This window comes from uncultured Sphingomonas sp. (assembly GCF_964244235.1).
Lineage (GTDB): Bacteria > Pseudomonadota > Alphaproteobacteria > Sphingomonadales > Sphingomonadaceae > Sphingomonas.
On record NZ_CAXTII010000025.1, the window covers coordinates 15,134 to 33,145 of the forward strand.

The following is an 18,012-nucleotide window of genomic DNA, read 5'->3' on the forward strand; positions in this document are numbered from 1 at the left end:
CATACCAAACCAAAAAAACCCACCCCGGCCTTCGCCGCGGTGGGGAGGAGGGAGGCGAACTTCGTTGTCGGCGCGATCCGTCCGACATGCGATAGCCCCCGCATGAGCAACCTCCTGATCTTCGGCATGGGGTATACCGCGCGCGCGGTCGCGGCGGCGTTGCCGGGGTGGCGGATCGCCGGCACGACTCGCGACGGGCGGGACGGTACGATCGTCTTCGGCGACGATGTCGCGGTTCGCCTCGCGCTGGCCACCTCGACGCACGTCCTGTCCTCGGTCCCGCCCGAGGGCGAAGCCGACCCCGTTCTCGACCGCTACGGCGATGCGCTCGCCGGCTGCTGGCTCGGCTATCTGTCCTCCACCGGCGTCTATGGCGACGCCGGCGGCGCATGGGTGGACGAGACCGCGCCGATCGGCGGCGGTCGGCGAAGCGCGCGCGCCACGGCGGACGCGGGTTGGCTGGACCGGGGCGCGCGGGTGTTCCGGCTGCCCGGGATCTACGGCCGCGGCCGGTCTGCGCTGGAGCGAGTCGCGAGCCGCCGTGCCCACCGCGTCGATATGGCGGGGCAGATATTCAGCCGGGTGCATGTCGATGATATCGCGGCGGGCGTCGTCGCCGGGTTCGATGCGCCGGCGGGGGGGTACAACCTCGCCGATGATCGGCCCACCTCCCAGAACGACGTGGTCGACTTCGCCGCCGCATTGCTCGGGCTGCCGGCACCGCCCTTCGTCGACCTCGCCGCGCTGTCGCCGATGGCGCGCGGTTTCTATGCGGAGAACCGGCGCGTCGCGAACGGGCGGGCGAAGCGCGTGCTCGGCTGGACTCCCCGATATCCCGACTACCGCGCTGGCCTTCGCGCCCTCAGCGCGATCACCAGCCCGATCCCGGTCAGCACGCCACCGGCGGCGGCCAGCAGCGACCAGCGATAGCCTTCGAACAACGTCGACAACAGCATCGCGATCACGGGGACGATGACGCTGGCATAGGCCGCCTTGGCCGGCCCGATCACGCGCAACACCCGGAAATACAACGGGAACGCGATCGCGGAGCCGAACAGCCCGAGATACATGATCCCCGCGATATAGCCGATCCGCCATTCCATCACCGGCGCACCCGTCAGCAGTATCGCGATCAGCGCATCCATCGCCGCGCCCATCAGCATCGCCAGCGCAAGCGTCGGGATCATCGGATAACGTTTGGCGGTGTCCGTCGCCTGCATCACGTTCGCCGCCGATGCCGCGAGCGTGGCGGCGAGCGTGATGCCGATCCCGACCAACGTCTCGTGCGGCCCACGCGCGCCGCTTCGCGCCTCCTGCAGGAACAGGAGCGCGACGCCCGCCATCGCGACCAGCGATCCGACGATCAACTGCCGCCCCATCCGCTGCCCGAGGAAGACGCGGGCCAGCGATGCGTTGGGAACGAGCAGCAGCGCGAAGACGACCGCAACCAGCCCGGAGGTGACATGCGCCTCCGCCCGGTAGACGAAATTGAAGTTCAGACAGAATTGGCTGAGCCCGATCGCGGCGGCGAACAGCCAGCCGCGCAGCGGTAGCCGAAGGGATTCACCCCGCGCCGCGGCGTAGATCGTCATCGCGATGCCTGCGACGAGGAAGCGGTAGCTGACCGACCAGCTGGGCGGTACCGTGCCTAGCTGGTCGCGGATCACCAGCCAGGTCGATCCCCAGATCAGCGTCACGATCGCGAAGGGGACCAATATGGCGACCCGCGTCGATTGCGGGGCCGGGCTCCCGCCCGTCACAGCGCGCGGATCGCCGCGGCCAGCGTGTCGATCGCGGTGCGGTCGCTATCCCAGGCGGTGACGAGCCGCGCCTCGCCCGGTGCCCAGTCATAGAAATCGAAGCCCTGCGCGCGCAAGGCCCCCGCCTCGTCCGACGTGATTCGCAGGAACACTTCATTCGCTTCGACCGGGTGGACCAGCCGTTCGCCCGCCGCCGCCGCCAGCACCGCCGCGCCTTCATTCGCCGATCGCGCGCAATGCAGCCATCGATCGCCGTCCAGCATCGCGAGCAGTTGCGCCGCCAGATACCGGCCCTTGGACAGCAGCAGCCCCGCCCGCTTGCGCCGGCGAAGCGTCGCGTCGGCAAGGTCGGGGCGGAAGAACACGAGCGCCTCCGCATCCATCCCGCCATTCTTCACGAACCCGAACGACAGCGCATCGACGCCTGCGCGCCAGGTCAGGTCGGCGACTGACGCCCCCGTCGCGACGACGGCATTGGCGAAACGCGCGCCGTCCATATGGAAGCCGAGCCCGCGCGCCTTCGCCAGCGCGCCGATCGCGGCCACCTGGTCGGGGGTGTAGACGGCGCCATATTCTGTGGCGTTGGTGATCGAGATCGCGTGCGGCTGGACGCGGTGGACATCGTTGGCGATGGCGTCGATCACCGCTTCGATGGCGGCAGGGTCCAGCTTTGCGGCGGGGCCGTCGGCCAGCAGCAGCTTCGCGCCATGGGTGTAGAATTCGGGCGCGCCGCCCTCGTCGTTCTGGATATGCGCGTCGCGGTGGCAGACGACGCCGCCATAAGGCGGGCAAAGCGCGGCGAGGGCGAGGCAATTCGCCGCGGTGCCCGTCGGCACCCATAATATGCGGACGTCGGTTTCGAACAATTCCGCGAACCGCGCATCCAGGCTCTTGCTCCGGGCGTCGCCGTCATAGGCGGTATCGAGCGTGTTCGCTTGGGCGAGCGCGGCGAGGACCTGTGGGTGCACGGCGGCGGCGTTGTCGGAGAAGAAGCGCATGGGGTGGCTTTATGGGATGCGCGGGCTGGGTCAATGTTCCCTGTCAGCATCGCTCCATCAAGTCATCCGTCACCCCGGACTTGATCCGGGGTCCATCGTGCCGCGAATAACAAGCGTGCGTAGGCGCGGCCCGATGGATGCCGGGTCGAGCCCGGCATGACGGAGGTCTTATTCCTCCGGCCGCGCTCGTTCCGGTGGGCCGCGCTGGTCGTCGGCAGGCGGCGGCGGTCGATCGCGATTGCCACGCAAGACGATCGACCCGTCATTCCCCATCCTAAGATCAAGCCCGCGCACCTTTTCCGTCGCGCGCTGGACGACATCATCGACCGCGCCGCCGATCGTCCGCTCGATCAGATTGCCGACATCATCCGGCGGGATCGCGTCGGGATCGACCGCGTCGTCCACCGGCGCGATGACCGGACGCAGCCCCAGCGCATCGGTCATGAACGCGCGCCATACCCGCGCCGGGATACCGCCCCCCGACAGCCCGGGATTGGGCGTGTTGTCGTCGTTGCCGACCCACACGCCCACCACCAGATCCTTCGCGAAACCGACGAACAGCGCGTCCTTGCTGTCCGACGTCGTCCCCGTCTTGCCGAACGCGTCGATCGGCAGGTTCGCCTGTCGCCCGGTGCCGGTGCGGATCGACGCGCCGAGCAGATCGAGCATCTCGCTATGGATATTCGCCGGCATCGTCGTCGCGCCGCCGGTCAGCGATTGATACCAGCTCTTCTGGCGTTCGTCCTGAAGCCCGCGAGCCTGCACCGGATAGCGATCGTCCGCCACCGCGGCGAAGGCAGCGGTCAGTTCTAGTAGCGAGACGCTCGAACTGCCGAGCCCGATCGTCGCTTCGTTCGGGATCGGGGTCGAGATGCCGAGATCGCGCGCCGCCTGGATGACCGCCTTGACGCCGACCTTCTGCGTCAGCCGCGCCGCGGCCACGTTGGACGACCGCGCGAACGCCTGGCGCAGCGTGATCTCGCCCTCGTAGCGGCCGTCCGCATTGTGCGGTTTCCAGTCGCCGATCGTGACGGGCTTATCGAGAACCTTCGAATCGGGCGTCATCCCGGCGCGCATCGCGGCGAGGTAAACGAACAGCTTGAAGGTCGATCCCGGTTGCCGCCGTGCCTGAGTCGCGCGGTTGAACGGGCTCTTGCCGTAATCCTTGCCCCCGACCATCGCGACGACGCGGCCGTCGGGGCGCATCGCCACCAGCGCGACCTGCGCCCGGCGCAGGCCTGCGTTGCGGACCGCACGTTCCGCCATATGTTGCAGTTTCGGATCGAGCGTCGTCGCCACGGTCGCCTTGGTCTTGATCTCGCCAGCCTCGTCGCGCGCGCCAGGCATCACCCAGTCCGCGAAATAGGTACCCGACGGCAATTGTTCGGGTTCGCGCGACAGGACGTTCTGCGGGCGGACGTCGTCCGCTTCGTCCTTCGTCAGGAAATGCGCGGCGACCATTGCGTTCACCACCACCATCTCGCGCGCCTGTGCACCGTCGAGATTGCCGGTCGGCGCAAGCTTCGACGGTGCCTTGACCAGCCCCGCCAGCATCGCCGCCTGACCGATGCTCAGGTCGGCCGGCTTGCGCCCGAAATAATGTTTCGACGCCGCGGACAGCCCGTAGACATTGTCGCCGAAATACACGTTCGACAGATAGCGCGACAGGATCTGGTCCTTGGTCAGCCACGCCTCGAGCCACAGCGCGATCATCGCCTCGCGGATTTTCCGTCCCGCGGTGCGATCCGAGTCGAGAGACGCGTTCTTCGCCAATTGCTGCGTGATCGTGCTGCCGCCCTCGCGCACTCCGCCGCCTCGCAGATTGTGCCATGCCGCGCGCGCGACACCGTGTGGATCGATCCCCCAGTGGGAATAGAAGCGCCGATCCTCGATCGCGAGGAACGCCTGTACGACGTGCGGCGGCAGATCCCTGGCATCGACCGGCGGCCCGAGCAGCGCACCGCGCCTGGCGATCGGCGTCCCGTCGGCGGCGGTCAGCGTGATCGACGGCGGGGTCGGCGGCTCGAGCGATTTCGACAAGGGCGCGGTGATCGCGAGCCAGCCGATCGCGACGATCAGCAGAACCAGGAACGCCGCCAGCCCGCGCAGGAACCAGCGCCAGCGGCCGGTGTGGCGGCGCGGTGGCGGCGCGGGTTCGACCGGCTCCAGCCTGGCGAGCTGCGCATCCCAATCGCTGAACCGGTCGTGCAGCGGCAGGGTGACGGGGGCGATCGGCGTATGATCCGGCTGCGCGCCGGTCGGCCGGGCACGCAGGATATCGTGATCGCGATCGGCCATGCCGCTGTATTATAGTGCTATGACAGTCCCCGCAAGCCGCTCACCCGACGATATAGAGTGCTGCGAGCAGCGCCAGCGCGAACGCGATCAGTGTCGACGCGAGGATCACCAGCAGCGGCCGCGGCCCCGCCTCCAGCAATTGCGACAAGGGCGAGCGGACCGCGGTCGCCGTCACCGCGGCAGCAAGCAACCCGGTCGCCGCCCGCTCCGCCCCGCTCGCAACGATCGCCGGAATGATCCCGAACGAATTGATCCCCGCCAGCACGAAGAAGCCGACGACGAACCAGGGAATGCCAGGCCCCTTCGCATCCCCGCTTCCACGCGGCAGAAACAATGCGACTACGGCCAGCGCTGGCGCTAGCAGGGCGACGCGGGTCAGCTTCACGATCGCGGCGATCTCGCCGGCATTCTTCGAATAGGAATAGCCGGCACCCAGCGCCTGCGCGACGTCGTGGATCGATGCGCCGAGCAGGAACCCCGCCTTCAGGTCCGACAGGCCGAACGCGTGCGCGACCAGCGGGTAGAGGACCATCGCGGTCGCGCTCATCGCCGATATGCCGACCAGCACCAGGGTTAGCTGCGCCTGGCTCGCGCGCCGTTCGCCAAGCGTCGTCGCCAGCGCCATCGCCGCGGACGCGCCACAGATCGCGACCGCGCCGCCCGCGAGCGTCCCGAACGCCGCATCGAAGCCCATGCGCCGCGCGATCAGCACCCCTGCGCCCATCGTGCAGGCGACGATCCCGACGACCGCGAGCAGCGCGACCGGCCCAAGCGCATGGATCTGCCAGACGGTGATCCGTACGCCCACCAACACGATCCCCCAGCGCAGCAGCGACCGCGACGCGAAGGCCAGCCCGGGGGTCAGCCGCACGTCCGCCGACAGGAAATTGAGCGACAGCCCGATCAGCAGTGCCATCAGCGTCAGCGGCGCGCCATAATGGTCCGAGACGAACCCCGCCGCCAGCGTTCCCAGCAGCACGATCGACAGCCCCGGCAGATACCCGCGCCATGTCGTCCTCGGCGACGGCTCTATATCGCCGTACAGATCCGCGGCCATCGGCAGCGCGCGCGGCGCGATCGGGCGGTGAGTGATGGCCATCGTCCCTCCTATCGTCCTAAGGACGATAGCTGAAAACCCCCCAAGGGTGCGAGGGTGGACCGTGGCGGTCCGGCGATACCGCTATCACCGCGGCCCGTGGGAAGAGAATGCCGCGAGAAAGGAAGCACGCGATGATCAATGACCCGACCCAACCGCTCGTCGTCGGCATCGGCGGAACGATCGGCGGCGTCTCTTCGACCGAGCGTGCGCTGCGGATCGCGCTCGATGCGGCATGCCAACAGGGGTTCCGCACGCGGATGTTCGGCGGCGCGGATATGGCCAAGCTGCCGCTCTACGATCCCAAGGCATCGAGCCGCACCCCGAAGGAGCAGGAATTCGTCGAGACGGTCCGCCAGGCCTCCGCGCTCATCATCGCGTCGCCCGGCTATCATGGCAGTATCTCGGGCGTGGTGAAGAACGCGCTCGACCTGCTGGAGGAGACCGCGCGCGACGAAACACGACCCTATCTGGCGGATATGCCCGTCGGGCTGATCGCGACGGCGTATGGCTGGCAGGCGACGGGATCGACGATCGCCGCTCTCCGGTCGATCGTGCATGCGCTGCGCGGCTGGCCGACGCCGTTCGCCGCGGCGATCAATTCCGCGATCACGAAATTCGACGACGAAGGCGGCGCGAGCGACCCCGCGGTCGTCGAACAATTGCGGCTGATCGGCCGCCAGGTCGCACGCTTCGCACCACTGGCGGCGGGGGTGTAGGAACGCGGGGGGCAGGGCGATCGTTCGGGACGGACCTGCCATTGGGAATGCCGATCATGCCCGTCTTCGATCCAGCCGCCACCGCGCTCGTCCTGATCGATCTCCAGCAGGGGATCGTCGCGATGGACGTCGCGCCCAGGCCGTCGCACCAGATCGTCGCCGGAGCGAAGGACATGGCCGCGCGCTTTCGTGAAGCCGGCGCGCCCGTGGTGCTGGTCCATGTCGGTTTTCCGGAACGACGCCGAACGGCCACCGCAGAATGTCGATCAGCCGATGGCGATCCCGCCGGGCGGGACACCGCCGGGGTGGATGGCGCTGGTCGAGGGGCTGCACCGGGACGGGGACGTCGTCGTGCTGAAGCATCATTGGGGCGCGTTCACCGGCACCGATCTCGACCTGCAACTGCGCCGCCGCGGGGTCAAGACGATCGTCCTTGCCGGCATCGCGACCAACATGGGCGTCGAATCGACCGCGCGATCGGCGTGGGAACTTGGCTATGACCTCGTGATCGTCGAGGACCTGTGCTCGGCGCGGTCGGCCGCGCAGCATGCCTTCGCGGTGGAGAATATCTTCCCGCAATTGTCGCGTCGTCGTGGCGGAGGATATCGCGTTCGAACACGCCTAACCGCGTCGTCATGCGGGCTCGTCCCGGCATCCGGAGCCGCAAGCGAAGCCTTGGTGGCCCTGGACCCCGGCACGGGGCCGGGGTGACGGTAGAGGACCTACCCCTCGAACCCGGCATGCAGGAACCGCTCCGCGACCGAGCAATGCAGCGCGACACCCTTGGCCATCACCGCCTCGTCGATCGTCATCCGCGTATTGTGCAGCGGCGGGTTGGTTGCAGGATCGCTGCCGTCCGGCGCGACGCCGATGAACGCGATCGCGCCCGGCGCCTGGCGAAGGACGTAGGAGAAATCCTCCGCCCCCATCATCGGCGCGGGCATCTGGCGATAGCCGTCCTCGCCGCCAAGCGCGATCGCAGCGCGCTCGACCAGGGCCGCACCGCGCGGGTCGTTCACCGTCACCGGGTAGCCCGTGTCGATCCGCGCCTCGCCCACCGCGCCATGCGCCAGCGCGACATGCCCGACGATCCGGTGGAACGCCGCATGCATCGTCGCGCGTGTCTTCCGACAAGGTGCGCAGCGTGCCAAGCATCGTTGCCTCGCCGGGGATGACGTTGTGCGCGGAGCCGGCGTTGATCTTCGTGATCGACAGCACCGCGGGGTCGCTGACCGCGATTCGCCGACCGATGAACGTCTGCAGCGCGGTCACGATCTCGCAGGCGATCGGGATCGGGTCGATCCCGTCCTGCGGCATCGCGGCATGCCCGCCGCGCCCGGTGACCGTCGCGTGCAGCGTATCCGCCGACGCGAGCATCGCGCCGGGCCGTCCGACGACCAGCCCCGAGCGCATGTTGGGCGAGATGTGGAGCGCGAACGCCGCGTCGGGCGCGGGGTCGCCCAGCAGCCCGTCGTCGATCATGAAGCGCGCGCCGTGATGCCCTTCCTCGCCCGGCTGGAACATGAAGACGACCGTGCCGGGCAGGGTCTCGGCCCGCGCGCACAATGCCCGCGCCGCGCCGACCAGCATCGCGGTGTGCGAATCATGCCCGCACGCATGCATCGCGCCGGCGTTGCGCGACGCGAAGGGCAGGCCGGTCTCCTCCTGCATCGGCAGCGCGTCCATGTCGCCGCGCAGCAGCACGGTGCGGCCATTGTCGCCCATCTGTCCGCGTCCGCCGCGCAGGATCGCGACGAAGCCCGTCGTCGACGGCCCCTCGCGAATCTCCAGCGGCAGTCCCGCAAGCGCCGCCTTCGCCTTCTGCGTCGTACGGGGACAGTGGAGCCCGACCTCGGGGTCGGCGTGGATCGCGCGGCGCAGCTCGATCAGGTCGGGCAGTTCGTCCGCGCCCGCGGCGGTCCAGTCGGTGGTCCAGCGGTCGGCGGTATCGAGGCTATCCATGGGGGGCTCCTTCGCCCGCTATTTGCACCCATCGGCAGGCGATTGCCAGTTGGCACCGCTTGCGCTCTAACCGGCCCATGAAGAGGATCCTCACCGCGAGCCTGCTCGCACTCGCCGCGACCGTCGCGACACCCGCCATGGCGCGCCAGCTCACCATCGCCGACGTCACGATGCTGTCCCGCGTCGGATCGCCGGCGGTGTCGAAGGACGGGCATTGGCTCGTCTGGCAGCAGCGCGAGACCGACCTCGCCGCCAACAAGGGCCGCTACGATCTGTGGCGGCTCGACCTGACGCGGCGCGGCGCGAAGCCGGAGAAACTGATCGCGGACGCGGACGTCAACGAAACAAGCCCGCAATTCGCGAACGACGGCCGCACCGTCTATTTCCAGTCGGACAAGGGCGGCGACGATGCGGTCTGGTCGGTCGCGATCGACGGCACGGGTGCGCGCAAGCTCACCGGTTTCCAGGGCGGGTTCGGCGGGTTCAAGGTCGCGCCCACCGGCGACAAGCTGCTGATCTGGGCCGATCGTCTGCCCGGCGCGCCGACGCTCGCCCCGGTGCACGTGAAGAAGGACCCGAACGCGGGGCAGGCGCGCACCTACGACCAGCTGTTCGTGCGGCACTGGGACACCTGGGCGGACGGCAACCGGTCGCAGCTCTTCGTCCTGCCGCTGACGAAGGACGGCGCGCCGGGCGACGGCGTCGCGATCGAGCACGGGCTCGTCGGCGACACCCCGTCCAAGCCCAATGGCGGGGCCGAGGAGATATCCTGGGGCGCGGACGGCCGCACGGTGTATTTCGCGCTGCGCGAGGCGGGGCGGATCGAGCCCTTGTCGACCAATCTCGACATTTTCTCGGCCCCCGCGGACGGCTCCGCCGCGCCGGTAAGCCTGACCGCCGCCAACAGGGCGACCGATACGCTGCCGACCGTCTCCCCCGACGGCCGCAGCCTCGCCTATGTCGCGATGAAGCGCGCAGGGTTCGAGGCCGACCGGCAGGTGCTGACGGTCCGCGACCTGGCGAGCGGGCGGGCGCGTGTCGTCACCGAGGGATGGGACCGGTCGATCGGATCAATCGCGTGGTCGCCCGATTCGAAGACGATCTACGTCACCGCGGAGGACACGCAGGAGAACCCGGTATGGTCGGTCGATCCTGCCACCGGCAAGATCGCGCGGCTGACGGAGCAAGGCAATGTCGATGCCGTCGTGCCGACCGCGAAGGGTGTGGTCTATGCGATGAACAGCCTCGTCGCGCCCGACGATTTCTACGTGGCAACGGGCAAGCGATCGACTCGGCTGACCAGCGTCAATGCCGACAAGCTCGCCGGGATCGACCTGCCGACCGTCACGCGGTTCAGCTTCACGGGCGCGAAGGGCGACAAGGTCTGGGGCTATGCGGTCAAGCCGTACGGCTCATCGGGCAAGGTGCCGATCGCGTTCATGGTCCATGGCGGGCCGCAGGGATCGAGCAACAACAGCTGGTCGTACCGCTGGAACCCCGCGGTGTTCGCCGGCGCGGGCTATGGCCTTGTCGCGGTCGATTTCCACGGGTCGACGGGGTACGGCCAGGCCTTCACCGACGAAATCAGCAACGACTGGGGCGGTGCGCCGCTCGAGGATCTGAAGGCGGGGCTGAAGGCGGCGACCGACAAGTTCGGCTGGCTCGACGCGACCAATGCCTGCGCGCTCGGCGCGTCCTATGGCGGCTATATGATGAACTGGATCGAGGGCAATTGGGCGGACCGGTTCAAGTGCATCGTCCAGCATGACGGCGTCTTCGACGCGCGCGCCATGGCGTACGAGACCGAGGAATTGTGGTTCGACGAATGGGAACATGGCGGACATCCCTATTACGAGGACCCGCAGGCGTTCGAGAAATGGAACCCGGTCAATTACGTCGCGCAATGGAAGACGCCGATGCTGGTCATCACCGGCGAGAAGGATTTCCGCATCCCCTATACGCAGGGCATCGCCGCCTTCACCGCGCTGCAGCGGCGGGGGATCCCGTCGCGGCTGGTGGTGAATCCGAACGAGAATCACTGGGTGCTGAAGCCGACCGATTCGCGGCAATGGTATGGCGAGGTGCTGGGCTGGATGGATCGGTGGATGGGAAAGGGGAAGTAGCAGCGCTCGACGTCACCGCCACTACTACGCCACCCCGGCGAAGGCCGGGGCCCAGTTGCGCAGGTTCTGATGAGGAAGCGGTTCGCTTTGCCACGATCGTCTCGCACCTGGGCCCCGGCCTTCGCCGGGGAGGGGATTGGGACGGCGGTTCAGCGCCCCATCACATGATGCAACACGATCCCGCTCGTCGTCGCGACGTTGAGCGAATCGAACCCCGCCGCCATCGGTATCCGCACCCCCGTAGCGCGCGACACCATCGCCGCGGGGAGCCCCTGCCCTTCCGCCCCGAACAGTAACGCCGTCCGTGGACCCGGCACGACCCCGTCCAGCATCCGCTCACCGGTCAGGCTCAGGGCGAGCACGTCGAACCAATGCGCCTGGAGCATGCCGACCAAATCCTCTCCCGCCGCCAACGTCACGAACGGCACGGTCAGCACCGCGCCCACCGACACCCGGATCGCCTTGCGGTACAACGGGTCGCAGCAATCGCCGTCCATCACCACCGCGTCCGCGCCGAACGCGGCGGCGTTGCGGAAGATGCCGCCCATATTGTCGTGGTTGGCGATGCCGCTCAGCGCGACGACGGTGGCGCGCTCGGGCAGCGACGCCAGCAGCGCATCGGCGGACGACGGCTCGCGCCGCTCCCCGATCGCCAGGATGCCGCGGTGGAGCGGAAACCCGGCGATCGCGTCGAGCACGGGCTGTCCGGCGGCATAGACCGGCACCCCGTCCGGCACCCGCGCGATCAGGTCGGCAAGCGCCGCCACCCGGTGCGCGGCGATCAGCAGCGACCGCGCGGCAAAACGGGTCGAGGCCAGCAACATCGCCAGCACCACGCGTCCCTCCGCTACGAACAGCCCCTGCCGCCCGACCAGATCGCGTTCCCGGATATCGCGATACGCCGCGATCCGGGGGTCGTCAGGGTCAGCGACGCCGTGGATCACGGGTGTGGAGCATAGGTCGCGCCGACATGCGCCTCACCGCGCGCTTCGGCCAGCTGCGCTTGCCGGTGACGTTCGGCATAGCCTGCGCGCGACACCGAATCGCGGGTCCCGTGACAGGCGGGGCAGGCGACGCCCTCCTCGTACAGCGGCGACGCCCGATCCGCGGGCGAGACGGGCATCCGGCATCCGCGGCACAGCGTGTGGCTGCCGGGCGCGAGCGCATGCCCGACCGCGACCCGTTCGTCGAACACGAAGCATTCGCCCTGCCAGCGGCTGTCCGCTTGGGGCATTTCCTTCAGATAGCGCAGGATGCCGCCCTCCAGGTGGAAGACGTCCTCGACGCCCTCGCGCTTCAGATACGCGGTCGCCTTCTCGCAGCGGATGCCGCCGGTGCAGAACATCGCGATCCGCTTGCCCGCGATGTCGCCCCGGTGCGCGGCGAACCAGGCGGGGAAGTCGCGAAAGCTCGCCGTGTCCGGATCGATCGCGCCCGCAAAGCTGCCGATCTTCACCTCATAGGCGTTGCGCGTGTCGATCACGATCGTCCCGGGATCGTCGATCAGCGCGTTCCAGCCGGCGGGGGCGACATAGGTGCCGACATCCGCGATCGGATCGACCGCGATGCCCATCGTCACGATCTCCGCCTTCATGCGTATTTTCAGCCGGTGGAACGGCATCGCACCGGCGGCGGCGTCCTTGACCTCGATCGCCGCGCAGCCGGGGAGCGTGCGGATATGTGCGAGGACCGCGTCGATCGCGTCCGGCGCGCCCGCGATCGTCCCGTTGATCCCCTCGGTCGCGAGCAGCAATGTGCCCTTCACGCCGTTCGCGCGGCAAATCGCCTCCAGCCGCCCGCGCAACGCGTGCGGATCGGGAAAGCGCGCGAAGCGGTACAGCGCGGCGACGCGGACGGGGGCTGGCTTGGTCATGGCGAGCGACCGCCGCTACTGCAAAGCGCCGCACGGGTCGAGGTCAGCGGCGTCCGTGCAGCGCTTCGAGCGCTTGCCCCGCCAGGTTCTGCGCGCGCGCGATCCGGCGAATGCGGACGCGCGCAAAGATTGCCGCATCGGCGACGAAGGCATCGCGGTGCGCGCGCAGGACATCGCTCCCGCACCGCGCACCCTTGGCCTGCGCGATGATCCGCGCCGAATCGCCCAGCAAGACGATATCGGTCTCGCCCAGATCGCGCGCCACCGCCAGCGCATGGCGCGCGGCCAGCCACTCGGCCTCGTCGTTGCTGCCGATCCCCAGCCCGGTCGCGACATGCACCACCCCGCGCGCGACGACGGCGGTCTCCATCGGCCCGGGATTGGGCCGGCATCCGCCGTCGAAGAAGAGTTTCAGCATTGGGACGACCGATAAGGCGTACGCCGGCTGCCCGCCACCGTCCCCTCCCCGGCGGAGGCGGGGTCGATCAGGGAAGACGCTCGTGGCAATGGCATGCGCTCCGCAACGACGGCCTTGGCAAATGGGCCCCGGCCTTCGCCGGGGAGGGCGAAACCGGGGGCGTCACTGATTCGTCATGCCGGGCTCGTCCCGGCATCCATCGTGCCGCGAATCCACCGGCCGTTGTACACGCGGCACTATGGACCCCGGCACGAGGCCGGGGTGACGGGGGATGAGCGGATGCCGGGCACTGTCCTTCCCCGCACCACCTGCTATCCGCCACCCCCATGACCTACGACGCCATTATCCTCGGTGCGGGGGCCGCCGGGCTGATGGCGGCGAGCGTCGCCGGGCAGCGGGGGCGCAGGATCCTGCTGGTCGATCACGCGGACGAGGTGGGCAAGAAGATCCTGATCTCCGGTGGCGGGCGGTGCAATTTCACCAACAGCGCGACCACGCCCGACCGCTATCTGTCGGCCAACCCGCATTTCGCGCGCTCCGCGCTCAGCCGCTACACCCCGTCCGATTTCCTCGCGCTCATCGAGGCCCACGGCATCGCCTGGCACGAAAAGACGCTGGGGCAGCTGTTCTGCGACGGTTCCGCGCGGCAGGTGGTCGCGATGCTGCTCGACGAATGCGCGAAGGGGCATGTCGATCTCGCGCTCGGCCAGCCGGTGCGCGGCGTCAGCCATGCCGATGCGCGGTTCGCCGTGCAGATCGGCGACCGCACCCTCACCGCGCCCGCGCTGGTGATCGCGACCGGCGGGCCGTCGATCCCGAAAATGGGCGCGACCGATTTCGCCTACGACCTCGCCCGCCAGTTCGGGCTGAAGATCGTCGAGCCGCGCCCCGGGCTCGTTCCCCTGACGCTCGGCGGCGAAGAGACCTTGTTCCGGTCGCTGTCGGGCGTCTCCGCGGATGTCGTCGCGCGCTGCGGCAAGGCGGCGTTTCGCGAAGCGGCGCTGTTCACGCACCGCGGCCTGTCGGGGCCGGCGATCCTGCAGGTGTCGTCCTATTGGCGACGCGGCGAATCGGTCGCGATCGATTTCCTCCCCGGCGCCGCCCCCGGCTGGCTCGCCGCGGAGAAGCGCGCTCGCCCACGTACGGCTTTACGGCGGGTACTGGGGGCGCATCTGTCCGACCGCCTCGCCGAGACGCTGTCCGACCGGCTCGCCCTTCCGGGCGAGCTCGGCACCGCCACCGACCGCGCGCTCGCCGACGCGGAACGGCGATTGGCGTCATGGTCCTTCACCCCGAACGGCAGCGAAGGCTATGCGAAGGCCGAGGTCACCGCGGGCGGAATCTCGACCACGGAGCTGTCGCAGCAAACAATGCAAGCCAAACGCGTGCAAAACCTGTATGCGGTGGGCGAAGCGGTCGATGTCACCGGGTGGCTCGGCGGCTATAATTTCCAATGGGCGTGGGCGAGCGGGTGGGCCGCGGGCCAGGCGCTCTGACGCATGGATGCCTTGCCGTGGTGGCGGCGTCCCCCATCTTGGACGACCTATGTCATTTGAAACCATCCCCCCGCTTCTGTCGGAAGCGCTCGCGGCGCGTGGCTACGACGCGCTCACCCCCGTCCAGGCGCAGGTCATCGAGCCCGAAGCGGTCGGCCGCGACCTGATCGTCTCCGCGCAGACCGGTTCGGGCAAGACCGTTGCCTTCGGGCTCGCCTTCGCCAACGAACTGATGACCGACGGCCAACTGCCGCCCGCGCGCCTGCCGCTCGCGCTCGTGGTCGCCCCGACGCGCGAACTGGCGCTCCAGGTCAGCCGCGAACTCGCCTGGCTCTATGCCAAGGCGGGCGCGCGCATTTCGACCTGCGTCGGCGGGATGGACGCCTCGAAGGAGCGCCGCAGCCTCGCGCATGGGGCGCACATCGTCGTCGGGACGCCGGGCCGCCTGCGCGATCATCTCGAACGCGGCGCACTCGACCTGTCGGGGCTGCGCGCGGTGGTGCTCGACGAGGCGGACGAGATGCTCGACATGGGCTTTCGCGAGGATCTCGAGCAGATCCTCGACGGCACCCCCGACGGCCGCCGGACGTTGCTGTTCTCCGCCACCATGCCGCGCCCGATCGTCGCGCTCGCCAAGCGCTACCAGCGCGACGCGGTGCGCATCTCGACGGTGGGCGAGGATCGCGGTCATGGCGATATCAGCTATCAGTGCATTACCGTCTCGCCGTCCGACATCGAGCATTCGGTCATCAACCTGCTGCGTTTTCACGAAGCGGAGACCGCGATGCTGTTCTGCGCGACGCGCGACAATGTCCGGCATCTGCACGCCAGTCTGGTCGAGCGCGGGTTCGCCGCGGTCGCCCTGTCGGGCGAGCATAGCCAGAACGAACGCAACGCCGCGCTCCAGGCGTTGCGTGATCGTCGTGCCCGCGTCTGCGTCGCGACCGACGTCGCCGCGCGCGGGATCGATCTGCCGACGCTCAGCCTCGTCGTCCATGTCGAACTGCCGCGCGACGCCGAGACGTTGCAGCACCGCTCGGGCCGCACCGGGCGCGCCGGCCGCAAGGGCACCGCGGTGCTGGTCGTGCCCTATCCGCGCCGCCGCCGGGTCGAGGGGATGCTGCGCGGCGCACGGATCGCCGCGGAATGGATCAACGCGCCGACCGCGGACGACATCCGCGCGAACGACCGCGAACGCCTCGTCACGGCTTTGCTCGCCCCCGTGGAGATCGACGACGAGGACCGGACGCTCGCCGAACGGCTGATGGCGGAGAAGACGCCCGAGGACATTGCCGCCGCGCTCGTCCACCTGCACCGCGCGGCGCTGCCCTCGGCGGAGGAGCTGATCGACGCCGGTGCCGCGGCACCCCGCGAACGCGATTCGCAGACCAATGCGGGGCCACGCGCCGGGTTCGACGACACGGTCTGGTTCCGGATGGATGTCGGCCGCCGCCAGAATGCCGATCCGCGATGGCTGCTGCCGCTGATCTGCCGCCGCGGCCACGTCACCAAGGCGGAGATCGGCGCGATCCGCATCGCGCAGAACGAGACGATGATCGAGGTGCCGCGCGCGGTTGCCGCGCGCTTTGCTGCCTCGATCCTGCGCACCGCCAAGCCGGAGGCTGAAGACGAGACGGGCATCGCGATAATGCCCGCCGAGGGCGGTCCGGGTGCCGCCGCCGCGCCAGCGCGTGAACCGCGCCGCGTGATGTCGGTGCGACCGACCGGCGGGGCGGGGTCGGCCCCGCGCCACCACGCGAAACCGCATCACGGGCGGCCTGGGGGGCAGCGCTGAGGGTTCCGCCCGCTGCGCTCCTATCCCGCCGCTTGCCTTTCCTACCACCCCGGCGAAGGCCGGGGCCCAGTTGCAATGCAGTCGGTAACGGCGTGGTGACCTCACCATTACCGTTTTCCTAACTGGGCCCCGGCCTTCGCCGGGGTGGAGATTGGGGGGTGGGAGCAAGGGTGATCGGAGAACCATGACCCCACCCTTACGCATCCTCGTCGACGCCGACGCCTGCCCGGTGAAGGACGAGATCTACAAGGTAGCCTGGCGCTACGCCGTCCCCGTCGCGATCGTCGCCAACCAGCGCATCCGCATCCCCGACCACCCGTTGATCGACCGCGTGGTCGTCGGCGATGGCTTCGACGCTGCGGACGACTGGATCGCGGAGCAATGCAACGCGACCAGCATCGTCGTCACCGCCGACATACTGCTGGCGGACCGCTGCCTGAAGGCCGGCGCGACGGTGCTGTCGTCGATCGGCAAGCCCTTCACCACGGCGTCGATCGGGGCTGCGGTCGCGACCCGAGCGATCATGGCCGACCTGCGCGCAGGCGGCGACATCATCGGCGGCCCCGCCCCCTTCGGGCCGAAGGACCGCTCCCGCTTCCTCTCCGCGCTCGACGCTGCGATCGTGGCGATGAAGCGGCGTTCCCCCTCGCCGCCGGCCCTGCGATCGGTATAAGCCGCTAACGATGATCCCCGATCCGCTGCCCGACCTCCACCGCATCTTCGGCTTCCCGGCGTTCCGCGGCGTGCAGGCGGATGTCGTGCACCGTGTGCTGGCGGGCGAGCGGACGCTGGCGGTGATGCCGACGGGGGCGGGGAAATCGCTTTGCTATCAATTGCCCGCGACGATGATGGACGGCTGCTGCGTCGTCGTCAGCCCGCTGATCGCGCTGATGCACGACCAGTTGCGCGCCGCCACCGCGGTCGGCATTCGGGCGGCGACCTTGACCAGCGTCGACGAGAATCGGGCCGAGACGATCGCGCGGTTCCGGAACGGCGAACTCGATCTGCTCTATGTCGCGCCCGAACGCGCCTCGAACGCGTCGTTCCGCGAAATGCTGGGACAAGCGCCGCTCTGCCTGTTCGCGATCGACGAAGCGCACTGCGTCAGCGAATGGGGGCATGACTTCCGCCCCGACTACCGGCTGCTCCGTCCGCTGCTCGACGCGTTCCCCGACGTCCCGCGCCTCGCGCTGACCGCGACCGCTGACGCGCATACGCGTGCCGATATCCTGCAACAGCTCGGCATTCCCGCCGACGGGCTGATCATATCCGGGTTCGACCGGCCCAATATCCGCTACACCATTGCCCCCCGCGATCAGGTGACGCGGCAGATCACCGACGTGATCGCCGCGACCCCGGGCCCGGGCATCGTCTATGCGCAGACCCGCGCCGCGACCGAGAAATTGGCGGATGCGCTGGCGAAGACCGGCCGACCGACGCGCGCCTATCATGCCGGGCTCGACCCGGCGATCCG

Annotated in this window: 15 protein-coding genes and 1 pseudogene; 8 read left to right on the top strand and 8 right to left on the bottom strand. The window is 69.1% G+C overall.

Annotated elements, in window-relative coordinates; all coding sequences use genetic code 11:
- Positions 1 to 102 precede the first annotated feature (102 nt).
- The gene (locus ACFE7D_RS06400) at positions 103 to 930 is read left to right on the top strand and encodes an NAD(P)-dependent oxidoreductase (protein WP_375394596.1); all 828 of its coding nucleotides are present in this window, start codon (positions 103 to 105) and stop codon (positions 928 to 930) included.
- Here ACFE7D_RS06400 and ACFE7D_RS06405 read toward each other — a convergent pair.
- The 4 genes from ACFE7D_RS06405 to ACFE7D_RS06420 all read right to left on the bottom strand — a co-directional run bounded on the left by ACFE7D_RS06405 (position 840) and on the right by ACFE7D_RS06420 (position 6,155).
- Positions 840 to 1,760, bottom strand: a complete 921-nt coding sequence (locus tag ACFE7D_RS06405; protein WP_375394597.1) for a DMT family transporter — start codon at positions 1,758 to 1,760, stop codon at positions 840 to 842. The two genes, ACFE7D_RS06400 and ACFE7D_RS06405, sit on opposite strands and share 91 nt — an antisense overlap.
- Positions 1,757 to 2,758: a threonine aldolase family protein gene (locus ACFE7D_RS06410; protein WP_375394598.1), complete on the bottom strand. Its 1,002-nt coding sequence runs from the start codon at positions 2,756 to 2,758 to the stop codon at positions 1,757 to 1,759. Before ACFE7D_RS06410 ends, ACFE7D_RS06405 begins: the two co-directional genes overlap by 4 nt.
- Before the next feature lie 168 nt (positions 2,759 to 2,926).
- On the bottom strand, positions 2,927 to 5,056 hold the full coding sequence (locus ACFE7D_RS06415) for a transglycosylase domain-containing protein (RefSeq protein ID WP_375394599.1): 2,130 nt from the start codon (positions 5,054 to 5,056) through the stop codon (positions 2,927 to 2,929).
- Between the two features lie 40 nt (positions 5,057 to 5,096).
- Positions 5,097 to 6,155 (bottom strand): YeiH family protein, encoded by a 1,059-nt coding sequence (locus tag ACFE7D_RS06420; protein ID WP_375394600.1) that lies wholly within the window; start codon positions 6,153 to 6,155, stop codon positions 5,097 to 5,099.
- A 131-nt stretch (positions 6,156 to 6,286) separates the two neighbouring features.
- Here ACFE7D_RS06420 and ACFE7D_RS06425 point away from each other — a divergent pair, with 131 nt between their 5' ends.
- Positions 6,287 to 6,871, top strand: coding sequence for an NADPH-dependent FMN reductase (locus ACFE7D_RS06425; RefSeq protein WP_375394601.1), 585 nt, complete (start codon positions 6,287 to 6,289; stop codon positions 6,869 to 6,871).
- 219 nt (positions 6,872 to 7,090) lie between these two features.
- The gene (locus ACFE7D_RS06430) at positions 7,091 to 7,582 is read left to right on the top strand and encodes an isochorismatase family protein (protein ID WP_375394602.1); all 492 of its coding nucleotides are present in this window, start codon (positions 7,091 to 7,093) and stop codon (positions 7,580 to 7,582) included.
- A gap of 11 nt (positions 7,583 to 7,593) precedes the next feature.
- On the opposite strand, the pseudogene ACFE7D_RS06435 reads toward ACFE7D_RS06430, so the two are convergent.
- A pseudogene (locus ACFE7D_RS06435) lies at positions 7,594 to 8,833 on the bottom strand (M20 family metallopeptidase).
- A gap of 77 nt (positions 8,834 to 8,910) precedes the next feature.
- Here ACFE7D_RS06435 and ACFE7D_RS06440 point away from each other — a divergent pair.
- Positions 8,911 to 10,956, top strand: a complete 2,046-nt coding sequence (locus ACFE7D_RS06440) for a prolyl oligopeptidase family serine peptidase (RefSeq protein WP_375394603.1) — start codon at positions 8,911 to 8,913, stop codon at positions 10,954 to 10,956.
- A gap of 149 nt (positions 10,957 to 11,105) precedes the next feature.
- On the opposite strand, the gene ACFE7D_RS06445 is transcribed toward ACFE7D_RS06440, so the two are convergent.
- The 3 genes from ACFE7D_RS06445 to ACFE7D_RS06455 are packed head-to-tail and all read right to left on the bottom strand — an operon-like array spanning position 11,106 to position 13,247.
- On the bottom strand, positions 11,106 to 11,900 hold the full coding sequence (locus tag ACFE7D_RS06445) for a TrmH family RNA methyltransferase (protein ID WP_375394604.1): 795 nt from the start codon (positions 11,898 to 11,900) through the stop codon (positions 11,106 to 11,108).
- Positions 11,897 to 12,829, bottom strand: coding sequence for a rhodanese-related sulfurtransferase (locus tag ACFE7D_RS06450; RefSeq protein WP_375394605.1), 933 nt, complete (start codon positions 12,827 to 12,829; stop codon positions 11,897 to 11,899). The genes ACFE7D_RS06445 and ACFE7D_RS06450 overlap by 4 nt, the downstream gene beginning before the upstream one ends.
- 43 nt (positions 12,830 to 12,872) lie before the next feature.
- Positions 12,873 to 13,247 carry a ribonuclease HI gene (locus tag ACFE7D_RS06455; RefSeq protein ID WP_375394606.1) on the bottom strand — a complete coding sequence of 125 codons (375 nt, stop codon included), beginning with the start codon at positions 13,245 to 13,247 and terminating at the stop codon, positions 12,873 to 12,875.
- Between the two features lie 326 nt (positions 13,248 to 13,573).
- Between ACFE7D_RS06455 and ACFE7D_RS06460 the strand changes: the two genes are divergently transcribed.
- From ACFE7D_RS06460 to ACFE7D_RS06475, 4 genes are all read left to right on the top strand, one after another.
- Positions 13,574 to 14,743: an NAD(P)/FAD-dependent oxidoreductase gene (locus ACFE7D_RS06460; RefSeq protein ID WP_375394607.1), complete on the top strand. Its 1,170-nt coding sequence runs from the start codon at positions 13,574 to 13,576 to the stop codon at positions 14,741 to 14,743.
- 49 nt (positions 14,744 to 14,792) lie between these two features.
- On the top strand, positions 14,793 to 16,538 hold the full coding sequence (locus ACFE7D_RS06465; RefSeq protein WP_375394608.1) for a DEAD/DEAH box helicase: 1,746 nt from the start codon (positions 14,793 to 14,795) through the stop codon (positions 16,536 to 16,538).
- A 184-nt stretch (positions 16,539 to 16,722) separates the two neighbouring features.
- Positions 16,723 to 17,211: a YaiI/YqxD family protein gene (locus tag ACFE7D_RS06470; protein WP_375394609.1), complete on the top strand. Its 489-nt coding sequence runs from the start codon at positions 16,723 to 16,725 to the stop codon at positions 17,209 to 17,211.
- Between the two features lie 10 nt (positions 17,212 to 17,221).
- A partial coding sequence (locus tag ACFE7D_RS06475) for a RecQ family ATP-dependent DNA helicase (protein WP_375394610.1) occupies positions 17,222 to 18,012 on the top strand: 791 nt, incomplete at its 3' end.